Raw genomic sequence first — 16,050 nt, 5'->3', positions numbered from 1 at the left:
TTCCGACTTCTGACTCTCCGATCAGCGCAGCACTCCCGCCAGGGCGCCACCGTGCCCGCTGCTTCTCCGCACCCCACTCCCAAGGATTCCCCCCATGCCCCAGGACGTCGACTTTTACATACCCCTGCCGGGCCGGCAGAGCCCGGATCACGCGCGGGCCGACGCCGAGCAGCTCGCCTGGCCGCGGTCGCTCGGGCTGATCAAGTCCGAGGCGGCGGCGAGGCGTCATCTGCGCGGCGGCTACGCCGACCTGGCCTCCCGCTTCTACCCCCACGCCACCGGCGCCGACCTGGACCTGGGCGTCGACCTGATGTCGTGGTTCTTCCTCTTCGACGACCTCTTCGACGGGCCGCGCGGCGAGAACCCGGAGGAGACCAAACAGCTCACCGACGCGGTCGCGGCGGCGCTGGACGGCCCCCTCCCCCACACCGCGCCCCCCATCGCCCACGGCTTCGCCGACATCTGGCGGCGCACCTGCGAGGGCATGACACCCGCCTGGTGCGCGCGCAGCGCCCGGCACTGGCGCAGCTACTTCGACGGCTACGTCGACGAGGCGGAGAGCCGCTTCTGGGACACGCCGTACAACTCCGCGGCCCAGTACCTGGCCGTGCGCCGGCAGACCATCGGGGTGCAGCCGACGGTCGACCTCGCCGAGCGCGCGGGCCGCTTCGAGGTGCCGCACCGGGTCTTCGACAGCGCCGTGCTCTCCGCGATGCTCCAGCTCGCCGTCGACGTCAATCTGCTGCTCAACGACATCGCCTCGCTGGAGAAGGAAGAGGCCCGCGGCGAGCAGAACAACATGGTGATGATCCTGTGCCGGGAGCACGGCTGGTCCAAGGACCGCAGCGTCGCCCACATCCAGAGCGAGGTGCGCGCCCGCCTGGAGCAGTACCTCCTGCTGGAGTCCTGCCTGCCGCAGCTCGGCGACATCTACCGGCTCGACGAGGCCGAGCGCGAGGCCCTGGAGCGCTACCGCAACGACGCCGTGCGCACCGTGATCCGCGGTTCCTACGACTGGCACCGCTCCTCGGGCCGCTACGACGCGGAGTTCGCGCTCGCCGCCGGTGCCCAGGGCTACCTGGAGGAGCTCGGCAGCACCGCCCACTAGCAGCACCGCCCGCCAGCACCACGCACCCGCGCCCGGCCGTCGCGGCGGCGCAGCTGTCAACAGACCGGAACAGCTGTCAACAGATCAGTAAGAACGGGAAGTTGAGAATCGAATGACCGAGCAGACCACCTTCTCGGCGGGAGCGGCGCCCGGGGCGCTCCCCGTCGTGGGACACGCCCTCCAGATGATGCGTCACCCCGTGAACTTCATGACCTCGCTGTCGGCCCACGGCGACCTGGTCGAGATCAAGATCGGCCCCACCACGGCCTACGTCCCGACCCACCCCGAACTGCTGCGGCACGTCCTGACCAACGACCGCATCTTCGACAAGGGCGGCGTCTTCTACGACCGCGCTCGTGACATCGCCGGCAACGGCCTGGTCACCTGCCCGTTCGCCGACCACCGCCGCCAGCGCCGGCTGATGCAGTCGGCGTTCACCCGCGGCCAGCTCAAGCGGTACGCCGAGGCCATGCACGCCGAGATCGAGAACACGGCGTCGCGCTGGCAGGACGGCATGGTCGTCGACGCCTTCCAGGAGATGTACGGCATGGCCCTGCGCACGGTCGGCCGCACCCTGTACTCCACACCCGTCAGCCCCGAGCTGGCGGCGAAGGTGGAACGTTCCTTCGACGTCGTGCTCAACGGCCTGTTCCGGCAGATGTTCCTGCCGGCCTCGATCCGCCGGCTACCCCTGCCGTCCCAGCGCCGGTACAAGAGCAACCTGGACTTCCTGCACGAGACCACCCAGCAGCTCATCGACGACTACCGCAGCTCCGACACCGAGCGCGACGACCTGCTCGCCGCCCTGATCGCCTCCCGCGACGACGACGGCGGCCGGCTCGGCGACAAGGAGATCCACGACCAGGTCATCACCGTCATGGCGGCCGGCACCGAGACCGTCGCCGGCACCCTCACATGGGTCTTCTACCTCCTCTCCCAGCACCCGGAGATCGAGGCCGCGCTCTATGACGAGATCGACACCGTCCTCGACGGCCGCGCCCCGCAGTGGGACGACCTGCCGCACTTCTCCCTGGCCGACCGGATCATCTCCGAGACGCTGCGACTGCACCCGCCGGCCTGGCTGTTCACCCGCCTCACCGCCTCCCCGACCGAACTCGCGGGCCGTCAGCTGCCCATCGGCTCCACCGTCGTCTTCAGCCCCGCCGCGGTCGCCCAGTACGAGGACGCCTTCGACAACCCCAAGAAGTTCGACCCCGACCGCTGGCTCCCGGACCGAATCGCGCCGGCCTCCCGCCACGCCTACGTGCCGTTCGGCACCGGCGCCCGCAAGTGCATCGGCGACCTCTACGCACGCACCGAGGCCACCCTGGGGCTCGCCACCATCCTCGGCCGCTGGCGGGTCACCTGCGAGCCCGGCATGGACATCCGCCCGGTCCCGCTGGCCACCGTCTACCACCCGCGCCGGCTGCGCCTGAGGCTGGACGCACGCACCCCGCGCCGGATGACCTCCGCCGTCCCCGCACCGGCCGGGGGTGACGCGACGTGAGCGAAGGGAACGTCGTCCTGGCCCAGCCACGCGGCTTCTGCGCGGGCGTACGGCGCGCCATCGGCATCGTCGAGCGGGCGCTGGACCTGCACGGGGCGCCGGTGTACGTGCGCAAGGAGATCGTGCACAACCACCACATCGTCTCGGAGCTGCAAAAGCGCGGCGCGGTCTTCGTCGACAGCGAGGAGGAGGTCCCGCAGGGCGCGGTCTGTGTCTTCTCCGCGCACGGCGTCTCCCCCGGAGTGCGCTCCGGCGCCGCCGGCCGGCAGCTCGAGGTCATCGACGCCACCTGCCCGCTGGTCTCCAAGGTCCACCAGGAAGCGGTGCGCTTCGCCCGTGACGGCCGCACGATCCTCCTCGTCGGGCACGAGGGCCACGAGGAGGTCGAGGGCGTCCTCGGCGAGGCCCCCGACCGGATCGTCGTCATCGAGACCGAGGACGACGTACGGCGCCTCGGCCTGCCCGACGACACCCCGGTCGCCGTCCTCACCCAGACCACCCTCTCGTTCGACGAGACCGAGCGCGTCGTCGAGGCCCTGCGCGCCCGCTTCACCGACCTGGTCACCCCCGGCGACGACATCTGCTACGCCAGCCAGAACCGGCAGAACGCCGTCAAGGACCTCGCACGCGACAACGACCTGGTCCTGATCGTCGGCTCGCACAACTCCAGCAACTCGCTGCGCATGGTCGAGGTGGCCCGCGACCACGGCGCCGCCGCCCATCTGGTGCCCGACGAACAGCACCTCGAAGCGGCCTGGCTGAAGGAGGTGTCGTCGGTCGGCATCAGCGCCGGGGCCAGTGCCCCGGAGATCCTCGTCGACGGGCTCGTCGCCCGGCTCGCCGAACTCGGCTTCGACCGGGTCGAGCTCCAGCGGGGCATCGCCGAGGACGTCGTGTTCTCCATGCCCGGCCGGCTGGCCGACCCGGTCACCGGCCGCGTCCCGCAGACACCGCTGGCCGGCGAGGTCTCGCCCGCACCCGGTGGGGTGCGATGAATCCACCACTGGAGAAAGAGGGTTGCGTCATGCCACGCCTGGAGGAGATCCGGGGGCCGGAGGACCTGCGCGCCCTGTCCCCGCACGCGGCCCGCGAACTGGCGCCGCAGATCCGGCGGCTGCTGGTGGACACCTGCACCGCCAACGGCGGCCACCTCGGCCCCAACCTCGGGGTCGTCGAACTGTCCATCGCCCTGCACCGCGTCTTCGACTCCCCCCGCGACAAGATCCTTTGGGACACCGGCCACCAGGCCTACGTCCACAAGATCCTCACCGGCCGCACCGAAGCCCTCGCCACGCTCCGCCGCACCGGCGGCATGTCGGGCTACCCCTGCCGCGCCGAGTCCGAGCACGACGTCATCGAGAACTCGCACGCCTCGACCTCCCTGTCCTGGGCGGACGGCCTCGCCCGCGCCAACGCCCTGCTCGGGCAGAACGACCGCGCCGTGGTCGCCGTGCTCGGCGACGGCGCGCTCACCGGGGGCATGGCCTGGGAAGCCCTCAACAACATCGCGGCGGCCCCCGAACGCCCCGTCGTCGTGGTCCTCAACGACAACGGCCGCTCCTACGCCCCCACCGCCGGCGCCGTCGCCGGACACCTCGCCGACCTGCGCGCGGGCGACGCCCCGCAAGCCCTGTTCGAGAACCTGGGGCTCGCCTACGTCGGCCCGGTGGACGGCCATGACATCGAGGCCGTGGAGGCGGCGCTGCGCGCGGCCGTCGCCCTGCGCAAGCCCGTGGTGGTGCATTGCGTCACCGAGAAGGGCCGCGGCCACCTCCCCGCCGAGCAGGACGACACGGACCGCTTCCACGCCGTGCGCGCCGCCTCCGCCCAGAAACCGGGGGGCGCACCCAGCTGGACGTCCGTGTTCGGCAGCGAGCTGGCCGACCTCGCCGCCGACCGGCCGGACGTGGTCGCCATCACCGCGGCCATGCTCGACCCGACCGGGCTCAGCGAGTTCGCCCGCCGCCACCCCGAGCGCGTCATCGACGTCGGCATCGCCGAACAGCATGCCGTGACCGCCGCCGCGGGGCTGGCCCTCGGCGGGGTGCACCCGGTCGTCGCGCTGTACGCCACCTTCCTCAACCGGGCCTTCGACCAGCTCCTGATGGACGTGGCCCTGCACCGCGCCCCGGTCACCTTCGTCCTGGACCGGGCCGGCGTGACCGGCGACGACGGCTCCTCGCACAACGGCATGTGGGACCTGTCGCTGCTGAACCTGGTGCCCGGCCTGCGGCTGGCCGCCCCACGCGACGCCGCCACCCTGCGCCGCGCCCTGCGGGAGGCCGTGGACTGCGACGACGGCCCCACCGCCCTGCGCTTCCCCAAGGGCCCCAGCGGAGCGGACATCCCGGCCGTGGACGCCCACGCCGAGCTGGACGTCCTGCACCGCGGCGAGCGGCCCGACATTCTCCTGGTCTCCGTCGGCGCCATGGCCGCCACCTGCCTCGACATCGCCGAACGGCTGGCCGAGCGGGGCGTCGGCGTCACAGTCGTGGACCCCCGCTGGATCAAGCCGGTGCCGCCCGAGCTGACCGGGCTCGCCCTCGACCACCTGCTGATCGCCACGGTCGAGGACAGCGGGCGAGTCGTCGGCGTCGGGGCGCGCGTCGCCCAGGCGCTGAGCGACGCCAAGCCGGGCCTGCCGGTGCACGTCTTCGGTATCCCGCAGCGCTTCCTCGACCACGGCTCACGGGCCGACGTCCTGGAGGCCAGCGGCCTCACCCCCCGCCATCTCACCGACGCGCTGCTGGAGGCCCTGCCCTCCGGATGGCAGGCCCGGCAGGGAGCCACCGCCTCCCTCGCCGTCGGCTGACATCGGGCACCCCGACGGGCGGTCGGCGCCCACCCGCACGGTGACGGCCCCGCCGACCGCCCGTGACCCGGCTGCCCGCGAGGCACGCCCGCTCCCGCCACCGCGCCTTTCTCCAGCACTTCCACAGCCCTCAACGGCACACAGCCATCAGCCACAACCCGGTCCGCCCGGACCGGCCGACCATCTTGGGGAACTGTCATGCCTGTCGTTCTCGGAGTGCCGACGGTGCCGCCGAGGCTGGCCCGACGACGTACCAGCCGCCAGATCCGCGTAGGGACCGTACCCGTGGGCGGCGACGCGCCGGTCTCGGTCCAGTCCATGACCACGACCCGCACGTCCGACATCGGCGCGACCCTCCAGCAGATCGCCGAACTCACCGCGTCCGGCTGCCAGATCGTCCGCGTCGCCTGCCCCACCCAGGACGACGCCGACGCCCTGTCGACGATCGCGCGCAAGTCGCAGATCCCGGTGATCGCGGACATCCACTTCCAGCCGAAGTACGTGTTCGCCGCCACCGAGGCCGGCTGCGCGGCCGTGCGCGTCAACCCGGGCAACATCAAGCAGTTCGACGACAAGGTCCGCGAGATCGCGCGGGCCGCCAAGGATCACGGCACTCCGGTCCGTATCGGGGTCAACGCGGGCTCGCTCGACCGCCGTCTGCTGAAGAAGTACGGCAAGGCCACCCCGGAGGCGCTGGTCGAGAGCGCGCTGTGGGAGGCGTCGCTGTTCGAGGAGCACGACTTCCGGGACATCAAGATCTCCGTCAAGCACAACGACCCCGTCGTCATGGTCGAGGCGTACAAGCAGCTCGCGGCGCAGTGCGACTATCCGCTGCACCTCGGTGTGACGGAGGCGGGCCCCGCCTTCCAGGGCACCATCAAGTCGGCTGTCGCGTTCGGCGCGCTGCTGTCCCAGGGCATCGGCGACACCATCCGCGTCTCCTTGAGCGCGCCGCCCGCCGAGGAGGTCAAGGTCGGCCTCCAGATCCTGGAGTCCCTGAACCTCAAGCAGCGCGGCCTGGAGATCGTGTCCTGCCCGTCCTGCGGGCGCGCCCAGGTCGACGTCTACAAGCTGGCCGAAGAGGTCACGGCCGGACTGAAGGGCATGGACGTCCCGCTGCGCGTGGCCGTCATGGGGTGCGTGGTGAACGGCCCCGGGGAGGCCAGGGAAGCGGATCTCGGCGTCGCCTCCGGCAACGGCAAGGGGCAGATCTTCGTCAAGGGCGAGGTCGTCAGGACCGTACCCGAGTCGAAGATCGTCGAGACGCTCATCGAGGAGGCGTTCAAGCTCGCCGAGCTGATGCGGCAGGACGAAGACGACGACTCCTCCGAGGCCGCCCCCTCCGCCGGGCAGGAGAGCGCCAAGTGAGCACACCGACCACCGTCAAACAGCTCGCCGGGTCGTGATCCGCTTCGCCGGTGACTCCGGCGACGGTATGCAGCTGACCGGCGACCGGTTCACGGCGGAGACCTCCCCGGTGAACGTGAGGACGAGAGGGCGCGGGCGAAGTGGCTGCCGCATGCCCAGGCCGCCGCGACCGGTGACGCCCCCCGGGGGGCCGGTTCACTGAGTCGGTGACCCGCCTCCTGATCACACCGGGCTTGCACCGGCATGAACGGCGATGGGCCTGGGCTCCCTCCTCACCTGAGCGCGGCGCTACTCGACCACGCCTCTCACTCGACGAGGGCGGCCTCGAAGGAACCCCCCAGGTATCGCTCCCGGCTGTCGCGCCGTTGCAGCTTGCCGGTCGTCGTGAGCGGCAGCGTCCCCGGCTTGAGAAGGACGACATCGTGTACCTGGATGCGGTGTCCTGCGTGGACGGCGCGCCTGATCTCCCGCTTGATCTCCTGGGCGTTCAGCGGCTCGTCGTTCTCGCCGCCGGCTGGCGACGTCGTCTCGGCCAGCACGATGAGCCGTTCGTGTGCGCCGTCGTCGACCGACACCGCGCAAGCACCGAACTGGCGGACTGCCGGGTGACTGGCCTCAACGGTGGCTTCGATGTCCTGCGGGTAGTGGTTGGCACCGGCGATGATGATGACATCCTTTGCCCGACCGGTGATGAACAGCTGTCCGTTGTACAGAAAGCCGAGGTCGCCGGTACGGAGGAACCGCTCGCCCGGCTGGTCGGGAAGCGACCCCTGGAAGGTTTCGGCACTCTCCTGGGGAGCGTTCAGGTACCCGGCTGCGACGCTCGGGCCGGACACGAAGATCTCACCTACCTCGTCCTCCGCACAGGGCTTTCCCGTGTCCCGGTCGACGGCGACGGCCGTGCTCAACGGATGCGGCCGGCCGCATCCGACCAGCGTGCGGCTGTCCTGTGCCGACGCGGCTGTGCGCACCTTTCCGGCGGCGAGTGCCGCGGAGTCCAGCCGCAGGACTTCCGGGCCCTGGCCGACCGGACCGGCCGTGACCATCACCGTCGCCTCGGCGAGGCCGTATGCGGGGCACAGCGCCTCACGCCGGAAGCCGGTCTGAGCGAATGCCTCGCTGAAGCGGTCGAGCGTATCGGAGCGGACGGGCTCACCTCCGACCAGAGCCATCTCCCAGCCGCTGAGGTCGAGTTCCCGGCGCTGAGCGCCGGTCACCCGGCGGACGCACAGGTCGTAAGCGAAGTTCGGCGCGCAGCTGTCCGCGCGTCCCAGCCTGGAGACCGCCCGCAGCCATGTGAACGGACGCTGTACGAATGTCATCGTCGGCAGCAGGGTGACGTCCCGGCCGGAGAAGAGGGGGTCGAGGACGTTGCAGATGAGACCCATGTTGTGGTGCGGCGGCAGCCACGACACCGACGCCGGGCGGGGCAGCCCGGCATCGTCGGCAGGCCGACGCGTGTTGTCGTATATCAACGACAGATTGTGCAGCACATTGCGGTGAGTGATCGCGACGCCCTTCGGCACGCCGGTCGATCCCGAGGAGTACTGCAGGTAGGCGACCATCTCAGCGGCGGCCACCGGCGGGGTCCACTGCTCGGCCAGATCCAGGCATACCTCGTCGGTCGCCACCCGGACGAGTCCGGCGAGCCCGTCGGTGTCGGCGAGGACGGGCTCCGCGGCGGCAAGCATACGGCCCGTGGACAGGAACAGCCGGGGCTCGGAACTCGCCGCAATCGACTCCACCCGGGTCCATTTGGCATTGCCCCGCGTGCCGTCGAGCGGAGCTACCGGCACCGGGACAAGACCCGCGTAGATGCAGCCCAGGAAGGCGGCGTGGAAATCCAGTCCGGGCGGGTAACTCAGCAGCACGCATGAGCGTGCAACAGGAACCCGCCGTCGCAACGTCACGGCGATCGCCCGTGCGTAGCGGTCGAGTTCGGCCAGCGTCAGTGAGTCGGACTCCTCGACCCCGTCGCCCAGAAACACAAAACCCTTGCGGTCCGGCTCGGCTGCCGCGCGCGTGCGGCACAGGTCGACCAGCGTCGACGGTGCGCCCTGCTCGCCGGCCACCCCCTCGGGCAGGTGAACACTGTGCTGATGACTGGTTTGCATGAGACCACTCCAAACGGAGGAAGGAGGAAGGTGATGGCGGCAGTTCGCGCGCCTCTCCCGGCACGAAGCGAGACTCAGACCGTCTCGAACATCCGCGCCCGGTACTTGGACCGGCACTGTGCGCGCTGCAGCTTGCCGCTGGTGGTGAAGGGCAGCGAACCGGCCTTGACCAGCAGGATGTCGTCGGGCCGCACACCGTGCCCGGCGACGACGGACTCTCGGACGGCTTCTTCGACTTCGTTCGCCCCGACGGTCACACGGGAGCCTGACGGACTGTCCGTGGCGGGGCCGGCCACGACGCGGTACCGGCTGTTGATCTCGGCCAGGACGACGAGGCGGGTGCGCCCGCCGTCCTCCACGGTGAAGGCGCAGCAGCAGCCTTCCCGTACAGCGGCATGGCTTGCTGCCGCGGTCGCCTCGATGTCGTACGGATAGTGCTGCATGCCGTCCACGACGATGAGGTCGGCCACCCGGCAGGTGACGAAGAGCTGACCCTCGTACAGAAAGCCGAGGCTGCCGGTGCGGAGGAACCGGCGGCTCTCGTGGCCGCGCACGAGGGCGTTGAACGTACGGGCCGTCTCCTCAGGGGCGTTCCAGTACGCGGTACCGATACTCGGTCCCGAAGCCAGGATCTCCCCCGTCTCGTCCGGGGCGCACGGTTCGCCGGTGGCCGGATCCACCACCGCGATGGTCATGGACGGGTGCGCCTGGCCCAGGCCGACCAGTCGGCGGGCCTCGTCGTCGCGCCCGGCCGGCTGCACCTTGCCTTTCGCCAGCGCCCGGGCATCGAATCGGCGGATCACCGGTTCAGGCTCCGCCGGCCCACCGCTGAGCATGACGGTGGACTCGGCGATGCCGTAACTCGGGAAGAACGCTTCGCGGCGGAACCCGTACGGGGCGAGCATGGCGCTGAACGCGTCGATCATCTCTGCGCGCACCGGCTCGTCCCCCACCACCGCGATCTGCCAACCGCCGAGATCGAGGGAACGCAGCTGCTGCTCGGAGACGCGCCGAAGGCACAGCTCGTACCCGAAGCCGGGTGCCGAGCCGATGCCCGCGCCACGGTCCGATATCGCCCGGAGCCAGTTGACCGGCTGCTGGGTGAACGCCGACGGCGGCATCAGTGCGGCGTCGTACCCGACGTAGAGCGGCTGCAGGACCCCCGTGATGAGTCCCATGTCGTGGAACACGGGCAGCCAGGACACAACGGGCTTCTGCCGGTCGTTGTCGTCCGTGGGCCGGGAGCCGTTGTCCAGGATCAGCGAGAGGTTGTGCAGGACGTTGCCGTGAGTGAGCTCCACACCGCGAGGCGGACCGGTGGTTCCGGAGGTGTACTGCAAATACGCGAGCGTGTCCGGACCGATCTGGGGAGGACTCCAGCCGTACGCGTCCGTCTCACTGATCTCGTCGGTGGCCACACAGATTGGCCTGCGTGGCGCGGACATGCCGCTGAGCAACGCGTCGACCCGGTCCAGCCTGGCTGCGTTCGACAGCAGCAGATCGGGCTCGCAGTTGTTGACGATCGCTTGGAAACGCGCGTACCGGTCGTCCACGCCGACGCGCAGCACCGGAGGGGCCGGCACCGCGATCAAGCCGGCATACAGGCAACCGAAGAAGGCGGACACGAAGTCCAGGCCTGGCGGGTAACTCAGCACAGCGCGGGCGCCAGGCGCGGCATGCCTGCTCAGACGCACGGCGATCGCCTTTGCGCGGGCGTCGAGTTGGGCGAGGGTGAGCGAGTCGGACTCTTCGAGGCCGTTCTCCAGGAAGGCGAACATCCGGCGATCGGGATCCCTGGAGGCGCGATACCTGCAGAGCTCGACCAAAGTCGTCGGCTCGAGCCGGGATTCTTGGACGGCATCGTGTGACATCATGGTCCTCCTTTTCGGCTTGGCCATCGCCATTGCCCCACTTCCCCCGCCAGGACTTCGGCCATTTACCCAGCCATTGCCGTACGCCTGCGTCATGGTCGTTCCACTCGAAGAGATGCTAAGTCCACCGGGAAATATCGGGTATCCGCCGACGGACGGCGTCCACCCCCCTACCGGAGGCGAGTGTCGAGTAACCCGGAAGGCGGATGACGACCAGCCTCCGGTCGCCCTCACGTTTCCGTCCGACGGCCGTTACGGGAAGCGTCTTGGACTGGCTACCGTCGTGACAACGACCAATGGACGACGAGGAATGGCGCGTGTCCTAGGGAGAACATTTCCCCAGAAGGCTTCAGAAAGGGAATGTTGATGTCCTACGAATCATCCGACGACCACTTCTTCGGTCATCCGAAGCTCCCCGATCTCTCGGACGGGGAAGTCCTCGGTACAACCGGCGTCGTGGTCACCGGGTTGGGGATGACCACGCCGCTGGGAGCCGACGTCCGCTCCACCTGGTCGGCGCTGCTCGCCGGCGAGTCCCCGATCACCGTGCTCGACGAACCGTGGGCCCGCGACCTTCCCGTACGGCTGGCAGGCCGACTGCGTCAGGAGCCGACCGAGGTACTGGACCGGGTCGAGGCCCGACGGATGGACCGCTGCCAGCAGGTTGCGATGGTGGCGGCCCGGCAGGCGTGGGCCGACGCCGGCGCGCCCGAGGTGGCGCCGGAACGGTTGGCGGTGGTGATCGGCACGGGCCTCGGCGGGGGGACGACGCTGGTCGACCAGCACGACGTTTCCTCGGCGAAGGGGCCGGGCCGCGTGTCACCGTTCGCGGTGACGATGCTGATGCCCAACGGTCCGGCCGCCGCCGTCAGTATGGCCCTCGACGCCCGCGCCGGCGCCCATGCGCCGACCAGCGCCTGCGCCTCCGGAGCGGAGGCCATCGCCATGGGGCTCGCCATACTGCGTTCCGGGCGGGCCGACGTCGTCGTCGCCGGCGGCGCCGAGGCATGCATCGGCCGACTCTCCATGGCGGCATTCGCCCGCATGGGAGCCCTGTCCAGCCGTCATGAGGATCCTCAGGGCGCGTCACGGCCGTTCGACAGCAAGCGTGACGGCTTCGTCATGGCCGAGGGTGCCGGTGCCGTCGTACTGGAACGAACCGAATGCGCCATATCTCGTGGCGCGCGGATGTATGCCACGCTGGCCGGTTCAGGGATGAGCTCCGATGCGCACACCATGACAGCTCCTTCAGCGGACGGCCAGATCAGTGCGATCCGCCAGGCCTTGCACTCGGGCGGCCTCGGCCCGCAGGACATCGTTCACGTCAACGCTCACGCTCCCGGTACGCCCGTGGGTGACCGTATCGAGGGATCCGCACTGCTCGAATCTCTCGGCCCGCATGCTCTCGTGACGGCGACCAAGTCGATCACGGGCCATCTCATCGGCGGGGCCGGGGCGATCGAGGCCATCTTCACGGTCCTGAGCATCTTCAACGACATGATTCCCGCGACCAGGAACCTCGACGACAAGGACCCCGAGGTGAAGGTTGAGGTCGTCACGGGAAGTCCGCGGCACACCAAGGTAACTGCCGCCATCTCGAACTCCTTCGGATTCGGCGGTCACAACGTGGTGCTCGCGTTCACCAAGACCGTCTGACCACCGGCGCGGGACGGGCGGGAGGAGAGGGGGCCTGAGGGCCTGCGGAGACCTGCGGAGACTGGGGCGAGTGCACCAGACCGCTCCGCTGGGCCATCAGTGCCGCGTGCATTCTGTTCGGCAACTCGAGCTTGGCGAGAATGCGTGAGACGTGGGATTTCACGGTGGCGGGTGTCACATGCAGCTCGCGGGCGATCTCCTGGTTCGACCTTCCCATGGCTATACCGCACAGGACTTGGGTCTCCCGGCTGCTCAGGGCAGCCAGAGCGCCGGCGTGGCTGCGCTCCTGCGGCGGCGGAAGGATCTCGAACCGATCGATCAGCCGTCGGGTCATCCTGGGGCAGATGAAAGCCGCGCCGCCGGCGACCGCACGGACAGCTGATGTCAGTTCCTCCTGGCTGGCGCTCTTGAGCAGAAACCCACTTGCGCCCGCCTTCAGCGCGCCGAAGAGACGGCTGTCGAGGTCGATGCTGGTCAGCACAATGATTCCGGGGGCAGGTCCGGCTGCGGCCGCCCCCGAAGGATGTGCGAGTTTCCGGATGAATTCGTATTCGGCATCGACGAGTACGACCTGCGGCCGCCGTAGCTCGACCATGCGCAATGCCTCCTCACCGACCCTCGTATCGCCGACCACCGCGATATCCGGTACCTCCCCGAGAGCCTGCCGAAAACCGCGGCGCACAAGATCCTCGTTGTCGACCAGCAATACTTCCAACGTGCTGAAGCCGTCCATCACTCACTCCTCCGCCTGCGCGATTCGGAAGTGTGGTCCCCACCCAACTCCGTGGTCTCCCGACCGGTATGGTTTCAACCCCTCACGCGTTCCCTCCGCGTGGCTCGCGTGCCACCGCATGCTCGTTGGCCTCCGGCAACAAGCAACGAACGCTGTGCGTTTCATGGGTCGTGCTCGAGAATGCATTACGGTGCAGCGGTTACACGCTATGGCTGCAGGTGCGCTGAACCCTACAGATCACCGTGGCTGATTTCGCGTATGCCCCCTGGTCCGCGCGCACTTCCAGGATAGACTGAATGCAGCCTGCGGTGGATACGCCGCATCGATCCCTTCCGATGCTAGGTGATTGGCAGTGCTGGATACAGGCAATGGCGGCCATGCTGTTGGCCGTTCCGGACACAGGACGGCGGTCGACGAAGTCCCCACAGCTCCGCGGCTGTTCCCGAGAGGCATCGCCGGCGTGCGCGCGATGGTGGATGTCGGGGCCGAGCACGGAGTGCCCGTACCGACGTGCCTGGAGGGCAGCGGTGTGGACAAGAACACGCTTGCCAACGGTGCCGCACACGTCCGAGCCTGGCAGGAGCTCGTTGTGGCGCAGAACCTGGTCCGCGCCACAGGTGATGCTCCCGGCCTGGGGCTGGAGGTCGGTAGCCGGATTCCGCTGCGCACCTACAGCGTGTGGGGCTTCGCGTTGCTCTCCAGCCCGACCTTGCGCGAAGCAGCGACTATCGGACTGCGCTACCTGGAACTCACCTTCACCATGGTCGGAATTCACCTTCAGGAGGACGCGGACGAGGTCCACCTCGTCCTGGACGACAGGTTTGTGCCACAGCCCGTTCGGCACTTCTTCGTCGAGCGGGAAATGGCCAACATCCGCACCATCCTCGACACCATCTTGGGTCGGCCCTTCAGACCCCTCCGGCTGGATCTGCGTGTCCCGCGGCCTGAAAAGCCCGCGCCCTACGAGGCGTTCGCCGACGCGCCGATCACCTTCGGCGCGCAGCGCAACGCGATCGTCACCCCCGCAGCGATACTGGAGCAGGCGCTGCCGCAGGCGGACCGGCACACCATGCAGGTGTGCGAACGCGAGTGCCGTCTGCTGCTGGCCCGGCGCGCGGACGCGGGGTTCGCAGCTCGGGTGGGGAAGCTGGTCATGGAGTGGCCGGACGGGATCCCCGATATGGGTGTGGCCGCGGCCGCTCTGCACGTCTCCACCCGGACACTGCGCCGGCGTCTGGCCGTGGAAGGCACGTCCTACCGGCGACTCGTAGACGGAGCGCGGCACGCTCGCGCCGTTGAGATGCTGTCCACCATTGGGCTCGGAGTCGATCAGATCGCCGTACGGCTCGGGTACGCCGATGCTGCGGCATTCATCCGGGCGTTCCGCCGTTGGACCGGTGCGACCCCCGGCGCGTATCGCACCGGCGTGCCCACCCGGCCCCACTGATCGTTTCAAGAAAACCTTCCGAACCTGTGGCAAGTCAGGGGGGAAATCCGCGAACGGGGCTTGACCCCGGATCTTGGACAACGGCTGCTGCGACCCGTGCCGCCACGGCTTCGAGCCCAGACCCGACACTTACATGGCCTCTCCGGCCAGGCGCCAACTCGCCGCCTGACCAACGACCATCCCGAGCGTCCCGCACACCACGTGGGCCGCCCCACTGGATCTCGCCCACAACCGGCCAGGGCCAGGGCCACGATCACGGTAGATCCCGACATCAACAGTCAGCCGGCCACGACCTCGAAGGTCCGCGATCAGCCATGGCTGTCCAGGCCGTCGCGATCGAGTGCTGCTCGGATCCGGCTGAGCCACTCTGTACCCAGCTGGCGCCCGTTCGGGAGTTGGTCGCCTCGCTCCCAGCGCCACGCTGTGATCATCGCCAGCACGAGGATCCGGCACTCGCGCAGCAAGTCTCGATTGACACCCGGATAGTGCTCGCCGACTTCTTCGGGAGCATGGGCGAGGTCGAATTCGACGGGCCCTCGGCAACACGTCTCAAGGTCTGTAAACAGCAGCCCGCTCTTCGTGGTGAGCACGTTGCCCGGGTGCGGCTCGCCGTGCAGCAGCTGCTCGGCGCCGCCGCGCTCGCCGATCACTCGTCTCAGGCTTCGTAACGTGTCGCCGAGCAGCTCCCGGTCCGCGTCGGCGAGCGCCGGAGTGTGGTCGCGGTTCGCCACGAGGCGTTGAGCCTGCTCGACTCGATCCGTGAATTGCGGCGTCGGGACGTCGAGCTTGCGCATGCCGGCATGCAGCCGCTCGAGCGCATTGGCGTAGTCGGCTGGTGAGACCTCTCGAGGTGTCACGGGTTCGTAGTAGGTCCACAGCGTGACCACGAAGCCATCACGCTCATGGACGCGTGGTTCCACTCGAGGCTCGAGAGCAGCCACAGGACACCCGGATTCGGTGAGCCGCTGAGCAAGCTCGACTTCGAACTGTGCGACCTGATGCGCTACAGGCGCCACCCGGGCCAGGACGTCACAAGGCAGCAGACGCAGAGTGAGCTTGTTCGAGTCATGAAGAACGATCGCGTCGTCGACTGTCAGGTCAAGTGATGAGGCGGTCGACATGGCCGCGGTCACCGCACGCGGGACCTCTGACGCCTGCATCGTCGCCTGGCCCCTCTCTCTTGGGCGCTGCCGTAACTCTCCAAGCGGTGCAACCTGCGCACCATACCAAGCTGTCGATAGACTGCCGCGGTGCCGCAACGGGCAGGGCGCGGCTGAATCGGCGATCTGCCCCTTCGGCTGCTCAGCCGGCTCATCCATCGTCCGCAGCACCAGCACCGTCAGGGCTCCGGAGGCCTTGGTGCAGGCGCGTACAGCCGCGCACAGCAGCCGGTCGTCGGCCTGGCCGACGGCATGGAGCAGGCCTGCCAGGCCG

General features: G+C 69.2%; 11 protein-coding genes. 7 read left to right on the top strand and 4 right to left on the bottom strand.

The annotated features are described in order from the left end of the window. Positions 1–94: 94 nt before the first annotated feature. From ptlA to ispG, 5 genes are all read left to right on the top strand, one after another. Complete coding sequence (ptlA, locus tag ACIBBH_RS17585) at positions 95–1,108, top strand: pentalenene synthase (RefSeq protein WP_399405451.1); 1,014 nt, start codon at positions 95–97, stop codon at positions 1,106–1,108. Positions 1,109–1,220: 112 nt separating this feature from the next. Next, a complete protein-coding gene (gene ptlI, locus ACIBBH_RS17580) occupies positions 1,221–2,615 on the top strand; it encodes a pentalenene oxygenase (protein WP_399405449.1) in 1,395 nt (464 codons plus the stop codon). Then, positions 2,612–3,610: a 4-hydroxy-3-methylbut-2-enyl diphosphate reductase gene (ispH, locus tag ACIBBH_RS17575; RefSeq protein ID WP_399405447.1), complete on the top strand. Its 999-nt coding sequence runs from the start codon at positions 2,612–2,614 to the stop codon at positions 3,608–3,610. Before ptlI ends, ispH begins: the two co-directional genes overlap by 4 nt. A 29-nt stretch (positions 3,611–3,639) precedes the next feature. Continuing rightward, positions 3,640–5,427 (top strand): 1-deoxy-D-xylulose-5-phosphate synthase, encoded by a 1,788-nt coding sequence (locus ACIBBH_RS17570; protein WP_399405445.1) that lies wholly within the window; start codon positions 3,640–3,642, stop codon positions 5,425–5,427. 198 nt (positions 5,428–5,625) lie between these two features. After that, a complete protein-coding gene (gene ispG, locus ACIBBH_RS17565) occupies positions 5,626–6,795 on the top strand; it encodes a flavodoxin-dependent (E)-4-hydroxy-3-methylbut-2-enyl-diphosphate synthase (RefSeq protein WP_399405443.1) in 1,170 nt (389 codons plus the stop codon). A gap of 305 nt (positions 6,796–7,100) precedes the next feature. Here ispG and ACIBBH_RS17560 read toward each other — a convergent pair whose 3' ends face one another. Further along, positions 7,101–8,909 carry a fatty acyl-AMP ligase gene (locus ACIBBH_RS17560; RefSeq protein ID WP_399405441.1) on the bottom strand — a complete coding sequence of 603 codons (1,809 nt, stop codon included), beginning with the start codon at positions 8,907–8,909 and terminating at the stop codon, positions 7,101–7,103. 74 nt (positions 8,910–8,983) lie between these two features. After that, positions 8,984–10,876, bottom strand: a complete 1,893-nt coding sequence (locus ACIBBH_RS17555; protein ID WP_399405439.1) for a fatty acyl-AMP ligase — start codon at positions 10,874–10,876, stop codon at positions 8,984–8,986. A gap of 270 nt (positions 10,877–11,146) precedes the next feature. On the opposite strand from ACIBBH_RS17555, the gene ACIBBH_RS17550 reads away from it, so the two are divergent. Continuing rightward, positions 11,147–12,436 carry a beta-ketoacyl-[acyl-carrier-protein] synthase family protein gene (locus ACIBBH_RS17550; protein WP_399405437.1) on the top strand — a complete coding sequence of 430 codons (1,290 nt, stop codon included), beginning with the start codon at positions 11,147–11,149 and terminating at the stop codon, positions 12,434–12,436. Here ACIBBH_RS17550 and ACIBBH_RS17545 read toward each other — a convergent pair. Further along, the gene (locus ACIBBH_RS17545; protein WP_399405435.1) at positions 12,420–13,169 is read right to left on the bottom strand and encodes a LuxR C-terminal-related transcriptional regulator; all 750 of its coding nucleotides are present in this window, start codon (positions 13,167–13,169) and stop codon (positions 12,420–12,422) included. The genes ACIBBH_RS17550 and ACIBBH_RS17545 overlap by 17 nt on opposite strands. 352 nt (positions 13,170–13,521) lie before the next feature. Between ACIBBH_RS17545 and ACIBBH_RS17540 the strand changes: the two genes are divergently transcribed. Beyond that, positions 13,522–14,616, top strand: coding sequence for an AraC family transcriptional regulator (locus ACIBBH_RS17540; protein ID WP_399405547.1), 1,095 nt, complete (start codon positions 13,522–13,524; stop codon positions 14,614–14,616). A gap of 308 nt (positions 14,617–14,924) precedes the next feature. Here the strand turns inward: ACIBBH_RS17540 and ACIBBH_RS17535 are convergent, their stop codons facing one another. Then, positions 14,925–15,776, bottom strand: a complete 852-nt coding sequence (locus ACIBBH_RS17535; protein ID WP_399405545.1) for a phosphotransferase enzyme family protein — start codon at positions 15,774–15,776, stop codon at positions 14,925–14,927. Between the last annotated feature and the right edge of the window lie 274 nt (positions 15,777–16,050).

It is taken from the genome of Streptomyces sp. NPDC051636 (assembly GCF_044453765.1).
Lineage (GTDB): Bacteria > Actinomycetota > Actinomycetes > Streptomycetales > Streptomycetaceae > Streptomyces.
The sequence above is the reverse complement of the archived record's forward strand: the minus strand, read 5'-3'. Positions and strand labels throughout refer to the sequence as shown.

Excerpts from the sequence above, each read along its gene's own strand:
- ptlA (WP_399405451.1), top strand. The coding sequence starts at position 95 with ATGCCCCAGGACGTCGACTTTTACATACCCCTGCCGGGCCGGCAGAGC.
- ptlI (WP_399405449.1), top strand. The coding sequence starts at position 1,221 with ATGACCGAGCAGACCACCTTCTCGGCGGGAGCGGCGCCCGGGGCGCTC.
- ACIBBH_RS17570 (WP_399405445.1), top strand. The coding sequence starts at position 3,640 with ATGCCACGCCTGGAGGAGATCCGGGGGCCGGAGGACCTGCGCGCCCTG.
- ispG (WP_399405443.1), top strand. The coding sequence starts at position 5,626 with ATGCCTGTCGTTCTCGGAGTGCCGACGGTGCCGCCGAGGCTGGCCCGA.
- ACIBBH_RS17560 (WP_399405441.1), bottom strand. The coding sequence starts at position 8,909 with ATGCAAACCAGTCATCAGCACAGTGTTCACCTGCCCGAGGGGGTGGCC.
- ACIBBH_RS17555 (WP_399405439.1), bottom strand. The coding sequence starts at position 10,876 with ATGACGCAGGCGTACGGCAATGGCTGGGTAAATGGCCGAAGTCCTGGC.
- ACIBBH_RS17550 (WP_399405437.1), top strand. The coding sequence starts at position 11,147 with ATGTCCTACGAATCATCCGACGACCACTTCTTCGGTCATCCGAAGCTC.
- ACIBBH_RS17545 (WP_399405435.1), bottom strand. The coding sequence starts at position 13,169 with ATGGACGGCTTCAGCACGTTGGAAGTATTGCTGGTCGACAACGAGGAT.
- ACIBBH_RS17535 (WP_399405545.1), bottom strand. The coding sequence starts at position 15,776 with ATGCAGGCGTCAGAGGTCCCGCGTGCGGTGACCGCGGCCATGTCGACC.